The organism is Bradyrhizobium sp. USDA 4369 (assembly GCF_054056435.1).
Map to the genome: position 1 here is coordinate 5,608,752 of NZ_JBSRYH010000001.1, position 14,728 is coordinate 5,623,479.

The 14,728-nt window shown below is 62.3% G+C and carries 13 protein-coding genes; 5 read left to right on the plus strand and 8 right to left on the minus strand.

The window, feature by feature from the left end; translation table 11 throughout:
- Positions 1-30 precede the first annotated feature (30 nt).
- From ACVIJ6_RS25475 to ACVIJ6_RS25495, 5 genes are all read right to left on the minus strand, one after another.
- Positions 31-1,125, minus strand: a complete 1,095-nt coding sequence (locus tag ACVIJ6_RS25475) for a TauD/TfdA family dioxygenase (RefSeq protein WP_456774962.1) — start codon at positions 1,123-1,125, stop codon at positions 31-33.
- A gap of 42 nt (positions 1,126-1,167) precedes the next feature.
- Positions 1,168-2,421, minus strand: coding sequence for an ABC transporter substrate-binding protein (locus ACVIJ6_RS25480; protein WP_456774963.1), 1,254 nt, complete (start codon positions 2,419-2,421; stop codon positions 1,168-1,170).
- A gap of 17 nt (positions 2,422-2,438) precedes the next feature.
- Positions 2,439-3,269: a carbohydrate ABC transporter permease gene (locus ACVIJ6_RS25485; protein ID WP_456774964.1), complete on the minus strand. Its 831-nt coding sequence runs from the start codon at positions 3,267-3,269 to the stop codon at positions 2,439-2,441.
- On the minus strand, positions 3,266-4,108 hold the full coding sequence (locus ACVIJ6_RS25490) for a carbohydrate ABC transporter permease (protein ID WP_456777083.1): 843 nt from the start codon (positions 4,106-4,108) through the stop codon (positions 3,266-3,268). The genes ACVIJ6_RS25485 and ACVIJ6_RS25490 overlap by 4 nt, the downstream gene beginning before the upstream one ends.
- Positions 4,109-4,184: 76 nt before the next feature.
- Positions 4,185-5,351: an ABC transporter ATP-binding protein gene (locus ACVIJ6_RS25495; RefSeq protein ID WP_456774965.1), complete on the minus strand. Its 1,167-nt coding sequence runs from the start codon at positions 5,349-5,351 to the stop codon at positions 4,185-4,187.
- Between the two features lie 325 nt (positions 5,352-5,676).
- Between ACVIJ6_RS25495 and ACVIJ6_RS25500 the strand changes: the two genes are divergently transcribed.
- Positions 5,677-6,417, plus strand: a complete 741-nt coding sequence (locus ACVIJ6_RS25500; RefSeq protein ID WP_456774966.1) for a GntR family transcriptional regulator — start codon at positions 5,677-5,679, stop codon at positions 6,415-6,417.
- Positions 6,418-6,542: 125 nt separating this feature from the next.
- Here ACVIJ6_RS25500 and ACVIJ6_RS25505 read toward each other — a convergent pair whose 3' ends face one another.
- The 3 genes from ACVIJ6_RS25505 to ACVIJ6_RS25515 form a co-directional block, all read right to left on the minus strand.
- Entirely contained in the window at positions 6,543-7,034 is a 492-nt protein-coding gene (locus ACVIJ6_RS25505) for an ATP-binding cassette domain-containing protein (RefSeq protein WP_456774967.1), read from the minus strand.
- A gap of 814 nt (positions 7,035-7,848) precedes the next feature.
- Positions 7,849-8,172: a hypothetical protein gene (locus tag ACVIJ6_RS25510; protein WP_456774968.1), complete on the minus strand. Its 324-nt coding sequence runs from the start codon at positions 8,170-8,172 to the stop codon at positions 7,849-7,851.
- A 77-nt stretch (positions 8,173-8,249) separates the two neighbouring features.
- Positions 8,250-9,209: a LysR family transcriptional regulator gene (locus ACVIJ6_RS25515; RefSeq protein WP_456774969.1), complete on the minus strand. Its 960-nt coding sequence runs from the start codon at positions 9,207-9,209 to the stop codon at positions 8,250-8,252.
- A 108-nt stretch (positions 9,210-9,317) separates the two neighbouring features.
- On the opposite strand from ACVIJ6_RS25515, the gene ACVIJ6_RS25520 reads away from it, so the two are divergent.
- From ACVIJ6_RS25520 to ACVIJ6_RS25535, 4 genes are all read left to right on the plus strand, one after another.
- Complete coding sequence (locus ACVIJ6_RS25520; RefSeq protein ID WP_456774970.1) at positions 9,318-10,199, plus strand: NAD(P)-dependent oxidoreductase; 882 nt, start codon at positions 9,318-9,320, stop codon at positions 10,197-10,199.
- An 8-nt stretch (positions 10,200-10,207) separates the two neighbouring features.
- Complete coding sequence (locus tag ACVIJ6_RS25525; protein ID WP_456774971.1) at positions 10,208-11,737, plus strand: aldehyde dehydrogenase family protein; 1,530 nt, start codon at positions 10,208-10,210, stop codon at positions 11,735-11,737.
- Positions 11,738-11,828: 91 nt separating this feature from the next.
- Entirely contained in the window at positions 11,829-12,785 is a 957-nt protein-coding gene (locus ACVIJ6_RS25530) for an N-carbamoyl-D-amino-acid hydrolase (RefSeq protein WP_456774972.1), read from the plus strand.
- Positions 12,786-13,062: 277 nt separating this feature from the next.
- The gene (locus ACVIJ6_RS25535) at positions 13,063-14,667 is read left to right on the plus strand and encodes an ABC transporter substrate-binding protein (RefSeq protein WP_456774973.1); all 1,605 of its coding nucleotides are present in this window, start codon (positions 13,063-13,065) and stop codon (positions 14,665-14,667) included.
- The last annotated feature ends 61 nt before the right edge of the window (positions 14,668-14,728 follow it).

The window sequence follows — 14,728 nt, forward strand, 5'->3', positions numbered from 1 at the left end:
CCACGCTTGATCGCGAGGGGGCCTGAGCACTCAGTCGAAAGCGGGAGTTTCTGGCTCCAGCGCGATCGTTAAATTCTTGCGATTTGGGATATTTACGCCGCCCCGTACAGTCCCGAGTTCGATATTGATCCAGCGGTCGGCAATCGCCTCAGGCAGATCGAAACCGTCGGTAAGTGACAGCCAGATACGCATCAGGTGGCGTTTCTTTTCCGGTGCATTCGGCCAGTCCTTGAAGGCGGTTCGGGAATGGAAGACCACGTGATTATGAAGGTACTGGAAGTCACCCGGTTCAAATGGGATCCGCAGTGAAAATTCCGGGTCGTTGCAGATCTCGAGGAACAGCCGAAAAGCCTCGCGCTGCTCCTCAGTCAACTTGGGAGCATCCTCGAAACGCTCCGCCGACTCGACATAGGTCTTGAGCGGCGCGTACCCGATCAACGAGTCCTTGTGCCAATTGAATACCGGGACGCTCATCCAGGGGTGCTTTCCAGCCGGGATTTCACCTCGGCGGTCGATGGTCAGCGGATGGTAAAGCGCATGGCACAATTCCGGACGGCGCCGGTACATCTCGTCGTGGACCGCAGCGGCGCTGACCAGCGTGCTTTCGCCGCCTTCCATCGCCGTATTGATGCACACCAGGCCGACTACATCGCAGGCATCGGAATGGAACTGCAGCTCGGCCGAGGTCTGAGTGATTCGCTTATTGTAGTCATTAACCGAGGTTCCGATATCGATAACATGCCCCAGCATATGGCCGTTGCGATTCTGCACAACCGGATCTCCGACATGCCGCGACAAACCCCAGTAGATACGGGTCAAGGTTTCGCGGTCGTATTTGCGAACGGGCAGACCACGGAGATAGGCAAAGCCGATATGCTCCAAGATATCCTTGCGCATCAGCTGGATCTTGGCAGTCAGATTGGGGAGGGGAAAATCATCCCTCGTTATGTCGATGATATCCAACCCGCGTTGGCGCGAGACCGCGGCCGCTTCCTCAATTTCGGCGATGTCTTCGTCGTTCAGCCGATGAATCCAGCGCTCGTCCTTCTGCAGGTCGGCTGACTTCCAGGCAAACGGAGCCGCCCACCGGCCCAGGGGCGTATTCGGTCTTTCCTGCTTTTTCAATTACGTCCAACATTAGATATCCTTCGCTGTTTGAGGTTCTTGTTACTTCGGCAGCAGTGCGTTGACTTCGGTTTCCATTCGAGCCATCGCGTCCTTCGGCTCGGCCCGCAGCGCGACCACGGATTCGAGATTGTCGGTGATGACGTCGACAATCTTGATACTGTTGTCGCCGGGGAATCCGACCCAGGCAGTGGCCCGCGGCAATTGCTGCAGGCTGGTGCGCGCATTGGGGGAGTTTGCGTAATAGTCGCCGAGCATCGCCGGCGTATCGATCGCAATCTGATTGCTGGGAATGTAGCCGGTCAGGCGCGCCATGAGGGCCTGGGCTTTTGCCCCGCTGATGTATTTCATGTAGGCCCACGCGGCCTTCTGTTTTTCCGGGTCCTTGGCGAACATCATGGCGGTGGCACCGCCCGACACGATCTTGGTGTCCAGCCGAGGTGTGGGGAACGGCGCAGTGCGCAGCTCAAATTTCGAACCTATCTGTTTGGTGACCAGGGCGAGCTCGGCAGACGATGAAAACTGCATGCCCAGCAGTCCGGCCGTAAAGTCCTGGCGCCCCTGCTCGCGGGTGTAGTTGGGCATTTTTGCGCGGGCAGTGAAATCGTGCAGCAACGTCAGGGTTTGCATGCCTTCGGGAGAGTTAAAGGCCGCTCTCTTTTTGTCGTCGGTCAGAAGCTTGCCGCCGTGGGTAAAGAGCATCGCCTGCCACAGATAGTTTCCTGTGGTCTGCCAGTGGATGAACAAGCTCTTGGTGTTGTCACCGAGCTTGTTGATCTTGTCGCTCAACGCAAAGATGTCTTCCCAATTCTTCGGCAGGTTATTTGGGTCGCCGCCGGCGCGCTTGATAATGTCGATGTTGTAGTAGGCGATCGGCGTCGAAAGCGCGAATGGCATACCGTATTGCTTGCCGTCGACCTGGCTGGTCGCGAGCATTCCGGGAATATAGCCGTTGCTGCTCCAGTCTTTTTCATCCTTGATGAATCGGTCGAGCGGCTCCGCAAGCCCGCGGTCGACCATCACACCCATCAGATTGGTGCCGCAGAAGGCGACGTCCGGGATTGAACCCGCCATCGCGCCGCGCATGACGGCGGTTGTCACTTCTTCGTAGGATTTTGCCGGCGCGAGCAAGTTTACCTTGATGCCGGGATTGGCTTCCATGAACTCCCGGGCAATCGTTTCCTGGGTTTCCTTGAACAGCCAGGGAAGTCCGTACAGAACATTGATCTCCGTGGCGGCTGCGGCGCCGCAGCCGACCAGCATCGCCAGGGAGGCACCGAGGAGAAGTCTGCGCATGATTGTGTCCTTTGCTGTTACCCGGCCGCGCCCAGTGACACGCCTTGCAGGAAGCGCTTCTGGGCGATGAAGAATGCGATGATCATGGGAATGGCGATGACGACCGCTCCGGCCATCAGCGCCCCGTAGTCGGAGCCGGCTTCTTCGCTCTGAAAGAGCATCACGCCATAGGGTGGCGTAGCCATGCTGACCGAGCGCACAACCACGGACGGCCACAGCAGATCGTTCCAGTGACGAACGAACGAGAAGATGCTGAAGGCGCCGATTGCCGGTAGCGCCATCGGCAGCATGATACGGAGAAGGATCTCACCTTCGCCTAGTCCGTCCAGCCGCGCCGCCTCGATGATCTCATCGGGCACTTTCATGAAGACCTGGCGAACCAGAAAGATGCCGAGGACCGAGACTGTCCAAGGCAGCACGAGTGCGGTGTAGCTGTCGATCAGCCCGGCGCTGCTGACCATCAGGAAAAGCGGCAATGACAGCACGGTCGACGGAACCATCATCCCGATGATGACCAGCGCGAAAAGCGTCGTGCGGCCCGGAAAAGACAGCTTGGCCAGGGCATAGGAGCACGGGACCAGGATAACCAGCTGACAGAGCAGGATGGCGGTGCAGACGATCAGACCGTTCCACAGAAACAGCATCAGCGGCATCTGGGTCAGCGCCAATCCGTAGTTCCGGGCCGCAGCCCATGTCTGGGGCAACAGATGCAGGTCCTTGGTGAATATCTCCTCGGGCGCACGAACCGATACCGCAATCGCCCAGACAAACGGCGCCAGGATCAGAAGCGCACCGGCGCAGAGCACCAGATGGCGCAGTAGTTCGGTGAAGGCTGCACGGATCTTCATGTGTAATGCACCCGGCGGCTGACATATCTGAACTGCGTGGCGCTAAAGACCATCAGTATCAGCAGAAAGGCGACGGTCACCGTTGCCGCATAGCTGGTGCGGAAGAACACGAAGCCTTCCTGGTAGATTGTATAGAGCAGCAGCTGGGTCGCCTTTTGGGGGCCGCCCTGAGTCAGGATCGCCACCGTTTCGAAGGCCTGAAACGCGTGGATGCCGGCGGTGATCACGAGAAACAACGTCATCGGACCAAGCTGGGGCCACACGACAAGCCAGAATCGATCCCATGAGCCGCCGGCGCCATCGATCTTGGCTGCATCCATCAGGCTCTGAGGGACATCCCGAAGGGCAGCCATATAGAAGATAGTGTTGAAGCCGATGCGCTCCCACACACCGATCATTGCCAGGGTTGGCAGCGCCCAGTTGGAGTCCTTGAGCCAGTTCGGGCCGGAGACATCGATGGCGCGGAGCATCTGGTTGAACAGACCGCTGGTGGGATGCAGCAGCATTTGCCAGGCCACGGCCGCGGCAGCCAGGGTCGCTATGGTCGGCAGAAAGTAGATGGTGCGGTAGAAGTTCTGACCGATCCGGCTGCCGGCGATCAACAGCGCCACGGCCAGCCCGATCCCGACCGTCAGCGGTGCAACGGTGGCGACATAGATCAGCGTATTGAGAAGCGCGGTCTGGAATTGGCGGTCCGAGAGCAATTCGATGAAATTACTCAAACCGACAAAGGCTATCCGTGAAGATCCCATTTGCCAGTTGGTGAAGGCGATCACCACAACCGCGATCAGCGGCACGATGATCAGGCATACCAGCAAGATCGACGCCGGCAAGACCATCGACACGGCTGCCCACCGCCGATCGCGTTTTGCGCGGCTGACCGCGCGAGTGCGCGTGGGTGCGGCGATCGCGAGGCTATGCATAGGAGGGGACCGGCTGGCGGCCGTGATGCAACGTCAGGCGGTCTCCCGTGTCATCGAAGAGCAATACTTTCTGGGGATCCAGTTTGAGGCCCACACTGTCGCCGCGGTAAGGCAGGTGGCTTTGCTCGCCGTTCATCCGGGCGATGAGAGGGTGGCCAAGCCCCTTGAGCTGAACGTGTACAAGACTTTCGGGCCCCAGATTCTCGACAGCGACAACCTCGCCGACAGGAACGTTGCCGTGGATGCCGCGTGTCAACACGATGTGTTCCGGGCGAATGGCTGCAGTCACCGGCTGGCCGGCATAGGCAAGAGCGCCATTCAAGGGACAAAGCGGCTGGTTCTTGAACAGGAGCCAGCCATCCGGTCCGATGTGAGTATCGATGCTGTTGATTTTCGGAGTGCCGACGAATTGTGCGACGTCCAGCGACGCCGGATTGTCGTAGAGCTCTCCGGGCGTAGCGACCTGGGCCACCCTGCCGTTGAGGATGACGGCGATCCGGTCGGACATCGTCATGGCCTCCGACTGGTCGTGGGTGACGAAGATGAAGGTCGCGCCGGATTGTCTGTGAAGGGCCGTCAGCTCCATCCGCATATGGACGCGAAGCTGCGCATCGAGATTGGAAAGAGGTTCGTCCAGCAGCAGGATCCGGGGGTTTCTCACCATCGCGCGGCCGAGCGCGACCCGCTGGCGCTGACCGCCCGACAATTGCGAAGGAAGGCGGTTCAGCAAGCTGCCGATCTGGAGGCTGTCGGCCACCCGCCCGACGTCGGCGCCGATCTGCCTTCGCACCTCTCTCGCAGTCCTGCTGATGCCGAAGCGTCCGGCCATCCGCTGCAACCGCGTGAGCCGCCGCATCGTTAGCGGCAGGCCGATATTCTGAGCGACGGTCAAATGCGGATAGAGCGCGTAGTTCTGGAAAACCATGGCAAGATTTCGGTCCTTGGCGTCCGTACCAAGGATCGAAATGTCATCCGCCAGCACATCGCCCTGATCGGGCGATTCCAGTCCGGCGATAATGCGTAACAGCGTTGTCTTGCCACAGCCGGAGGGGCCGAGCAGGGTGATAAATTCCCCGCGCTCCACTCTCAAATCGACCGCACGCAGAACCTGCGTCGGGCCGAACGATTTCGTGAGTTGAACGATGTTGAGTTGCGACACGCCGTCACCTGATTGAGGTTTTGGCGGTGTTAGTCCGATGCGGTGACAGGCATGTGTACTGTTTGTTACAAGCAAAAGACAATCGCTCTTGCGCCGAAAGATTCGATGCAAGTGGATCCGTTGCGGCGCGATTGGCTTAGACCAGTTGCAATTTCGAGCTGATGTCGCTAGTTGCAAAATGCCTTGGCGGCGGGACAAATGCCGGGCACAAAATATTCAGTTACGGTAGGCAAGCCCAACAGTCCGTCCTCTCGGGAATTTCGAATCCTTTCCAGCGCGACAGGAGCCGGGCTCCCAGCGTTGTCAGCCGGCACATGGCATCAACATGAGCGAACAGCAAGAGATCCGACGACGGTCAGATCATGAAGACCGCAGTGTGTATCTTCACATCGTTAGGCAGCTCCAGCAGCAAATCCGCACCTCCTACAATGCGGGCGACCGATTGCCGTCAGAGCGCGCCCTGGCGCTTGAGTTCAAGGTGCACCGGAACACGATCCGGCGGGCGATCGAAGCGCTGAACAGGGCTGGCACGATCTCGACGACCTGGGGCGCCCGAAGTGTCGTGACGAAGAAGCGGCTCAATCATCGTATCACCTTCAATACGAGCTTCACCGCGTCCGCACTGGCAGCAGGCGTTACTCCAAGGACTGAGTTGATTTCGGCAACGGATCTTCCGTCCCGCACCTCACTCCAGATCTGCCGCCGCGTGCTGCAAAGGGACGCGACCGGCGAGATCACCACCGTTCGGTATGTGGATGACGAGCCCGTTTGCTGGATCCGGCATTTGCTATTCGGGCTTGATGCGCAGTGGCTGATGGAGGGCTTCAGCGGAACGTCTGTCCATGAATGGATGCGCGAGAAGTTCGGTGTCAGTCCTCAACGGCTTGAGACCTTCGTTGGGGCCGATCGCGCGACAAGCATTGATTGCAAGATGCTGCGGGTGTCCCGCGGGGCCTCGATCCTGTATTCCCACAGCGTCAACAATGATCCGCGAACCCAGGAATTGATGGAATTGTCGATCACTCGCTTCAGGAGTGAAGCCGCGGAATTGAGAATGACGCTGTAGAGCCTCTATAGAGCGAAAATGTCAGAGACCGCGTACCATCCCAGAATTAACGGGTTACGTTGACAGATTTTTTCTCGCGCCGACGTCGATCAAGCTGCCTAATTATTCTCAGAGCCGCACGACCGCTATGTGGATGTGGGAGGCTTGTACATAATCAAGCAGGCGCGGGTGTACGGGTGCGCCGGCGCCTGGAACAGCGTCCGTCGATCCGCGATCTCGACAATGCGACCGAGATACATCACCGCGACCCGGTGCGAGACGTATTCGACCACCGACAGGTCGTGGCTGATGAACAGGAATGCGATGTCGAATGTGGTCTGCAGATCGACCAGCAGGTTCAGGATCTGCGCCTGCACGGAGGCGTCGAGCGCCGACACCGGCTCGTCGAGTACCACGAGTTTTGGGCCGAGCATGAGGGCGCGGGCGATGCCAACACGCTGACGCTGGCCGCCGGAGAGTTCGTGCGTATGGCGCCGAGCGGCGTCCTGCGACAGACCGACCTTGTCGAGCAGATCGGCGACCCGCGCCCGCCGCTCGGCGCGCGTGCCGATCCGATGGACACGCAGCGGCTCTTCCAGCAAGTCGTCCACCGTCCAGCGCGGATCGAGCGCGGCCAATGGATCCTCTGCGACAACGGTATCCGGCACCTGACGGTTACGGATGTTGATCCTGAACGTGCCGCCTGGTTGGCAAGCGTTCTAGGGCGGCATTTCCGCGTGTTGCTGTCACTGCTGCGGCCGATGACAATCTCAGTCGCTTCGACCTCGTCGCCAATGCATCTCCGATAGGCATGGAAGGAGTAGAGGAATTGCCAATCCCGGCGCTAGCGATCGCGACAATCCGGGCCGACGCGCTCGTCGCAGACGTCGTAACCAAGTCGGCCATGACTCCATTTTTGCAGCTCGCTCACCAGGGAGGTCGGGTGGTTCAGCAAGGCCCCGAGACCGCTGCGGGACAGACTGAGTTGCTGGGGCGATTCATGAGATGTCTGCCATGACAAAGGGTAAAACCTCTCGATGAGGTTGACTGGGTTTACGACGGACGCTCTCAAAGCAAAGGCTAGTCATCGATGCCAGCTATAAGTTCTGCGCGGCGGCGAGGTGGCGAAAGTTCAATGCTTGTAATTATTCGGGAATCGAGTCCGCCCGATTGATTCTTGATCGATCCCAAATTGACTCTTGATCAGCTTGTAGCCTCCGACAAATGGCTTGAAATGGACGTTTATGGGGTTCGCAACCACCATTCCGACAAAGAGAAATTCCGTAGCGATCTCAATCGCCCAGAAAGCTGCGAAATGTCGGAAGGGTTCTTGAAAACATTCCGGAAATTTTCCGACTTCCAAGCTGAATACGAGGGTTCGATTCCCTTCACCCGCTCCATCCCCTTCCGTCGTCGGAGGGGCATTCGGCTACGAGTCCGCCATTCGGCCGGCTAATCGCAATAGATGTTGTTGCCGATCCGCCGGCAGGTCCGGCCGTCGCTGAAATAGGTCGTATTCCCGATCGTTTGGGATGACACGCCATCGCTGTAATAAGTGTGATTGCCGATCTGCTGCGAGCTGGAGCCATCGCTGTTGTAGGTGTATGGCCCGATCTCCCGCGACGATGAGCCGTCGCTCCAATAGGTGTTGTTGCCGATCCGCTGTCCGGAAACGCCGTTGTCGCAAATGATCTGATGGCCGAGCAGCTGGCAATTCTCCGCCATGACCGCGGTTGTCATCGACAGGCTGACGGCGATCGCGAGAACATGGCGCATCGAGGAATTTCCTTGGATTGCGGCATCAAAACGCAACCTCGGCGAGCGCGCAACAGAAAAACGGTCGGCAGCCGCTGTCAGCGGCGGCGGGTGCGCGGCTTCATCTTGGCGGCCGGCTCGCCGGCCTGGAAGGCCCGCATCTGTCCGCTCAGGAAGCGCAGCAGCTGACCCGCGGCATGCGGCAGCTCGCGCCCGCGGCGGGTGATGACGCAGGCTTCGCTCGATGACAGCAGGCGGTTGTCGATCGGGATCGCTGCAAGCGAGCCGTCGGCGAGATCGGCGGCGATCGAGAACGCCGGCAGCAGCGTCAGGCCGAGGCCGCTCTTAACGAAATGGCGGAGCACATTGATGGAGCTGGTGGTGAGCTTGGGTGAGAGGGCGATCCGTTCGGCCGCTTCCGCCATGGCCACGATCTGCCGCGTGCCATAGCTCGGATGCATCAGGCCGAGCGGGTGGTCGGCGAGCTCGCGCAGCCGCAAGGGACGGTTCAGGCCGGCCAGCGCGTGGCCGGGCGGCAGGATGGCGCAGAGCGGCTGCCGGCTTGCGGTGGCGACGCGGATGCGCGGATCGGCGCTCGGGTTGAACACCAGGCCGATGTGATAGCGGTCCTCCGCCACGGCGTTGACGACCTCATTGGTGCCGGCGAGATCGAACGCCATGGTCAGGTCCGGATGGCGCTGCCAGAAGCGGCCGAGCGGGCCCGACATCAGGTCGCTGACAAAGCCTTCGCCGAGCACGATGTCGACATGGCCGCGTCTGAGCCCCTGCAACTCGCGCAATTTTGCAACCGTGTCGGCCTGGTCGGCCTGCCATGTCCGGAAACGCTCGACCAGCAGCGCGCCGGCTTCGGTGGCGCGAATGCCGCGACTGAGGCGCTCGATCAGGCTGAGCCCCAGCTCCTTCTCCAACAGCGCGATCTGCCGGCTGACCACCGAGGCGTTGATGTCGAGCGCTTCCGCGGCGGCGCGTACCGAGCCCAGCCGCACCGCTTCATGGAGATATTGCAGACGATGATGGTCGAGCAGGACAGCGGACATGATGCGTCGAGAGTGTTGACCTGCAGTCAACACTAGCGCGGCGCGCCGCTGATGTCTGCCGCAAATCGAGGCGGCTACGCTTCGCAGGCAATCTCGGCAGGAGGCGTCGTGACCGCAGTCGGCATCATCGGACTAGGCAATATGGGGCGGGGCATGGCGCTGACGCTCAAGGGCGCGGGCTTTCCCGTGAGCGGCTATGACGCAGCCGCGGCGACGCGGGAGACGCTGGCGGCCGAGGGCATCGCGATCGCCGACGGTATCGGCGCGGTGGTCGCCGCGGCGGATATCGTGATCCTCTCGCTGCCGACCGCCGAGATCGTCGAGCGCGTGGTGGAAGGCGCCGGCGGCATTCTTGCGCATGCGCGGGCCGGTGTCGTCATCGTCGACACCTCGACCTCGCATCCCGACACCTCGCGCCGGCTGGCGACCCTGCTCAAGGCGTGCGGTATGGGCTTCGTCGATGCGCCCGTCAGCGGCGGACCGAAGGGCGCCGCGACGGGCACCATGACCATGGTGATCGGCGCCGACGACGCCGATCTCACTTGTGTACTGCCGGTGCTGGAGCGCATGAGCGCCAAGCGCGTGCATGTCGGCGGTGTCGGCGCGGGCAACGTCGCCAAGATCGTCAACAACCTGCTGTGCGCGGCGCATCTGCTCACCGCCGCGGAGGCGTTGCGCATCGCCAAGGCCGCCGGCGTCGATGCTGGGCGGCTGCTCGAAGGGCTCAATGCCGGCTCGGGGCGATCAGGCGTGACGCTGGTCAATGTGTCCAACTGGATTCTCAACGGCGCCTTCGATTCCGGCTTCACCATGCAGCTGATGCGCAAGGATGTCCGGCTCGCGGCGCAGTTCATCGGCGAGCTGGGCCTGGCTCTGCCCATGGCTGCCGACACCGCGCGCATCTGGGCGGAGAGCGCCGCCAGCATCGGCGATCCCGAGGATTTCAACCGCATCGTCGAGCTGCAGCTCGGTCCGATTGCGAAGCCATGAGAGCAGCCATGACTCATTTCATCGATCCCCGCTTGCGCGACGCCGCGCGGCCGTTCTGGCCTGGCGTCGCGAGCATCGGCTCGCATGTCGCCGGTGATCTCGTCATCGGCAGTGGCGCGACGATCTCCGTCAATGATCCCGCCACCGGCCAGTTGCTGTTCAGCTATGCGGATGCCGGCGCCGACGTGGCGGCCAAGGCCGTGGCGGCGGCCGTGGCGGGGCAGGCCGAATGGGCGCGCCTCACGGCGGCCGGCCGCGGCCGCGTGATGCAGGCGATCGCCCGCGCGATCCTCGCCTCCGCCGAGCCGTTGGCGCAGCTGGAATCCTTGTCGGCCGGCAAGCCGATCCGCGACACCCGAGGCGAGGTCGCCAAGGTCGCGGAGATGTTCGAATATTATGCCGGCTGGGCCGACAAATTCCACGGCGAGGTCATCCCGGTGCCCTCGAGCCATCTCAACTACACCCGCCGCGAGCCCATGGGCGTGGTGCTGCAGATCACGCCCTGGAATGCGCCCATCTTCACCGCCGGCTGGCAGATCGCGCCTGCGATCAGCATGGGCAATGCGGTCATCCTCAAGCCCTCTGAACTGACGCCGCTGACCTCGCTGGCGCTGGCGCTGATTGCCGAGCGCGCCGGCCTGCCGAAAGGCGTCGTCAACGTGCTCGCCGGCTTCGGCCACAGCACGGGGCAGGCGGCGCTGGCGCAGCCTGCGGTCAAGAAGGTGGTGTTCGTCGGCTCGGTGCCGACCGGGCGGCTGATCGGCGAGGCTGCGGCGCGGCGGCTGTTGCCGTCGGTGCTCGAGCTCGGCGGCAAGTCGGCCAATATCGTGTTCGCCGATGCCGATCTCGAACGCGCCGCCATCGGCGCGCAGGCGGCGATCTTCGGCGGCGCCGGGCAGAGCTGCGTCGCGGGCTCCCGGCTGCTGGTGCAGAGCGCGGTCTATGACCGCTTCGTCGATCTGGTCGCGCAGGGCGCGGCCAAGATCAAATGCGGCGATCCGCTGTCGGCCGAGACCGAGATCGGTCCCATCAACAACGTCAGGCAATATGATCACGTGCTGTCGCTGATCCGCGAGGGCGCGGACGAGGGCGCAGCGATCGTCGCCGGCAGCAACGGCGAGAGCACGCCCGGCGGCTACTACGTCAAGCCGACCGTGCTCAAGAACGTCACCAACGCGATGGGCATCGCCCGCAAGGAAGTGTTCGGTCCCGTCGTCGCCGCGATCCGCTTCGAGACCGAAGAGGAGGCGATCGCCATCGCCAATGACAGCGAGTTCGGCCTCGCCGGCGCGGTGTGGACGAGGGATGTCGCGCGCGCGCATCGCGTGGCCGCGCAGGTCAAGGCCGGCACGTTCTGGATCAACTCCTACAAGACGATCAACGTCGCCTCACCCTTCGGTGGCTATCATCACAGCGGTCACGGCCGCTCCTCCGGCGTCGAGGCGTTGTATGAATATACGCAGGTGAAGAGCGTATGGGTCGAGACCGCGGCCGAACCGGCGGTGGCGTTCGGCTACGCGCCGGGCCTGCGCGAATGAGATCGCTTGCGCGGGCGCCGCTCCATGGCATGATCAGTGCAAGAGCTGCGCGCCCAGAACAACAACTCAGTTCCGACATGAGGAACCGATCATGCCGCGCTTCGTCAACGTCGCCATCGGCCAGCTCGGCCCCATCGCCAGAAGCGAGCCGCGCCACGCGGTCGTCGCGCGGCTGACGGCCTTGATGCGCCAGGCGCACGCCAATGGCTGCGATCTTATCGTCTATCCCGAGCTCGCGCTCACGACCTTCTTCCCGCGCTGGTACATGGCCGATCAGGCCGAGATCGATACTTACTTCGAGCGCGAGATGCCGGGGCCGGAGACGCAGGCGCTGTTCGCACTCGCAAACGAGCTGCACATCGGCTTCTGCTTAGGGTATGCCGAGCTCACGGTCGAAGACGGCGTCGTGCATCGCTACAACACCGCCATTCTCGTCGACAAGTCCGGCCAGATCGTCGCGAAATACCGCAAGGTGCACCTGCCGGGACATGCCGAGCACGAGCCGTGGCGCAAGTTCCAGCATCTCGAGAAGCGCTATTTCGAACCCGGCAAGGCCTTCGGCGTCACCGATGCGTTCGGGGGCGTGATCGGCATGGCGATCTGCAACGACCGCCGCTGGCCGGAGACCTATCGCGTGATGGGGCTGCAGGGCGTCGAGATGGTGCTGATCGGCTACAACACGCCGGTGCACAATCCGCCCGCGCCGGAGCATGACGACCTCTCGCTGTTCCACAATCGCCTCGTGATGCAGTCCGGTGCCTATCAGAACGGCACCTGGGTGATCGGCGTCGCCAAGGGCGGCATCGAGGAAGGCGTCGACCACATCGCCGGCAGCTGCATCATCGCACCCTCGGGCGAGATCGTGGCCGCTTGCGCCACCAAGGGCGACGAGATCGCACTGGCGCGCTGTGACCTCGATCTGTGCAACTCCTATAAGCAGACGATCTTCAATTTCGACGTCCATCGCCAGCCGCAGGCCTATCGCATGATCGTCGACCGCAAGGGCACGGCGCTGATGGCCGACGGCGCGCCGGTGAGGGCGCCGTGATGTGCGATGTTGCGCAGGTCCGTAGCCCGGATGAGCGGACGCCTGCGCCCGCAGGGCGAAGGCGGCGGCGACATCCGGGTTCTCACGCGGCGTGTTGGGAATCCGGGGTCTCACGTGCCGTCTCGGAGAACCCGGGGTCGCTGCGCTCGCCCGGGCTACGACATCCTTGCGCCCGATGCCTCATTTGCGTTCAAATGAATGCACTCCGGGCGCATGGCATGGGCCTTGCTTACATTTTCGGCAGTTGAACTCAGGGCATGTTGCATCAGGAGAGAACATGGATCGCAGAACGGTATTGAAGGGATTGGCGGGCGCAGGTGGCCTCGCTCTGACCGGTGGCTTCGCGGCGCCGGCGATCGCGCAAGGCGCTGCCGCTCGCACCCTGCGCTTTGTGCCGCAGGCCAATCTCGCCAATTTCGATCCGATCTGGGGCACGCAATATGTCGTGCGCAATGCGGCGGCGATGGTGTGGGACACGCTGTACGGCATCGACGACCAGTTCGTGCCGCAGCGCCAGATGGTGGAGTCGGAGGAGGTCTCCTCCGACGGCCTGACCTGGACCTTCAAGCTGCGTCCCGGCCTGAAATTCCATGACGGCTCGCCGGTGCTCGCCAAGGACGTCGTGGCGAGCCTGACGCGCTGGTCGGCGCGCGACCCGATGGGCCTGATGCTGAAAGCAATTCAGAACGAGCTCACGGCGGTCGACGACAAGACCTTCAAATGGGTCTTGAAGCAGCCTTATCCGAAGATGCTGTTCGCGCTCGGCAAGGGCAATGCGCCCTGCGCCTTCATTATGCCCGAGCGCATCGCGCAGACCGATCCGTTCAAGCAGATGACCGAATATGTCGGTTCCGGCCCGTTCAAATTCGTCAAGGGCGAATGGGTGCCGGGCGCGAAGGCCGTGTTCGAGAAGTTCACCGACTACGTGCCGCGCCAGGAGAAGCCGGTGTGGCTCGCCGGCGGCAAGCAGGTGCTGGTCGATCGCGTGGAATGGGTGATCATGCCGGATCCCGCGACCGCTGCTGCCGCGCTGCAGAATGGCGAGGTCGATTGGTGGGAGAACCCGATCACTGATCTCGTGCCGGTCTTGAAGGGCAACAAGAACATCGGCGTCGACATCGGTGATCCGCTCGGCAATGTCGGCGCGTTCCGCATCAATCATTTGCATGCGCCGTTCAACAATGTGAAGGCGCGCCAGGCCATCCTGATGGCGATGAGCCAGGAAGACTACATGCGCGCGCTGGTCGGCGACGACAATTCGCTGTGGAAGCCGCTGCCGGGCTTCTTCACGCCGGGCACGCCGCTCTACACCGAGGCCGGCGGCGAGATCCTGAAAGGCAAGCGCGATTTCGCGGCGGCAAAGAAGCTGCTCGAAGAAGCTGGCTACAAGGGTGAGCCGATCACCTGCGTGGTGGCGCAGGACCAGCCGATTACCAAGGCCTTCGGCGACGTCACGGCCGATCTCCTCAAGAAGCTCGGCATGAATGTCGACTTCGTCGCCACCGATTGGGGCACGGTCGGCGCCCGCCGCGCCCAGAAGACGCCGCCCGCGCAAGGCGGCTGGCACATGTTCCACACCTGGCATGCCGGCGCAGACTGCATCAACCCGGCAGCCTACAACGCGCTGCGCGCCAATGGCGACAAGGCCTGGTTCGGCTGGCCGACCAGCGAGCCGGTCGAGACGGAGATCACCAACTGGTTCAACGCCAAGTCGCTGGACGAGGAGAAGGCGGTCGCTGCACGCATCAACAAGGCCGCGATCGACGATGTGGTGTTCGCACCCACCGGCTTCTTCCTCGGCTACACCGCGTGGCGCAAGACCGTCTCCGGCGTGGCCAAGGGGCCGATCCCGTTGTTCTGGGGCGTGTCGAAGACCGCATAACGCATGATCCGGAAAAGTGGGAACCGGTTGTCCTCGCGACGAGCGCCGGTGGCGCCCGTCG

Bases quoted from the DNA above. Each gene is read 5' to 3' on its own strand.
- ACVIJ6_RS25480 (WP_456774963.1), bottom strand. From the start codon at position 2,421: ATGCGCAGACTTCTCCTCGGTGCCTCCCTGGCGATGCTGGTCGGCTGC.
- ACVIJ6_RS25485 (WP_456774964.1), bottom strand. From the start codon at position 3,269: ATGAAGATCCGTGCAGCCTTCACCGAACTACTGCGCCATCTGGTGCTC.
- ACVIJ6_RS25490 (WP_456777083.1), bottom strand. From the start codon at position 4,108: ATGGTCTTGCCGGCGTCGATCTTGCTGGTATGCCTGATCATCGTGCCG.
- ACVIJ6_RS25500 (WP_456774966.1), top strand. From the start codon at position 5,677: ATGAGCGAACAGCAAGAGATCCGACGACGGTCAGATCATGAAGACCGC.
- ACVIJ6_RS25510 (WP_456774968.1), bottom strand. From the start codon at position 8,172: ATGCGCCATGTTCTCGCGATCGCCGTCAGCCTGTCGATGACAACCGCG.
- ACVIJ6_RS25515 (WP_456774969.1), bottom strand. From the start codon at position 9,209: ATGTCCGCTGTCCTGCTCGACCATCATCGTCTGCAATATCTCCATGAA.
- ACVIJ6_RS25525 (WP_456774971.1), top strand. From the start codon at position 10,208: ATGACTCATTTCATCGATCCCCGCTTGCGCGACGCCGCGCGGCCGTTC.
- ACVIJ6_RS25530 (WP_456774972.1), top strand. From the start codon at position 11,829: ATGCCGCGCTTCGTCAACGTCGCCATCGGCCAGCTCGGCCCCATCGCC.
- ACVIJ6_RS25535 (WP_456774973.1), top strand. From the start codon at position 13,063: ATGGATCGCAGAACGGTATTGAAGGGATTGGCGGGCGCAGGTGGCCTC.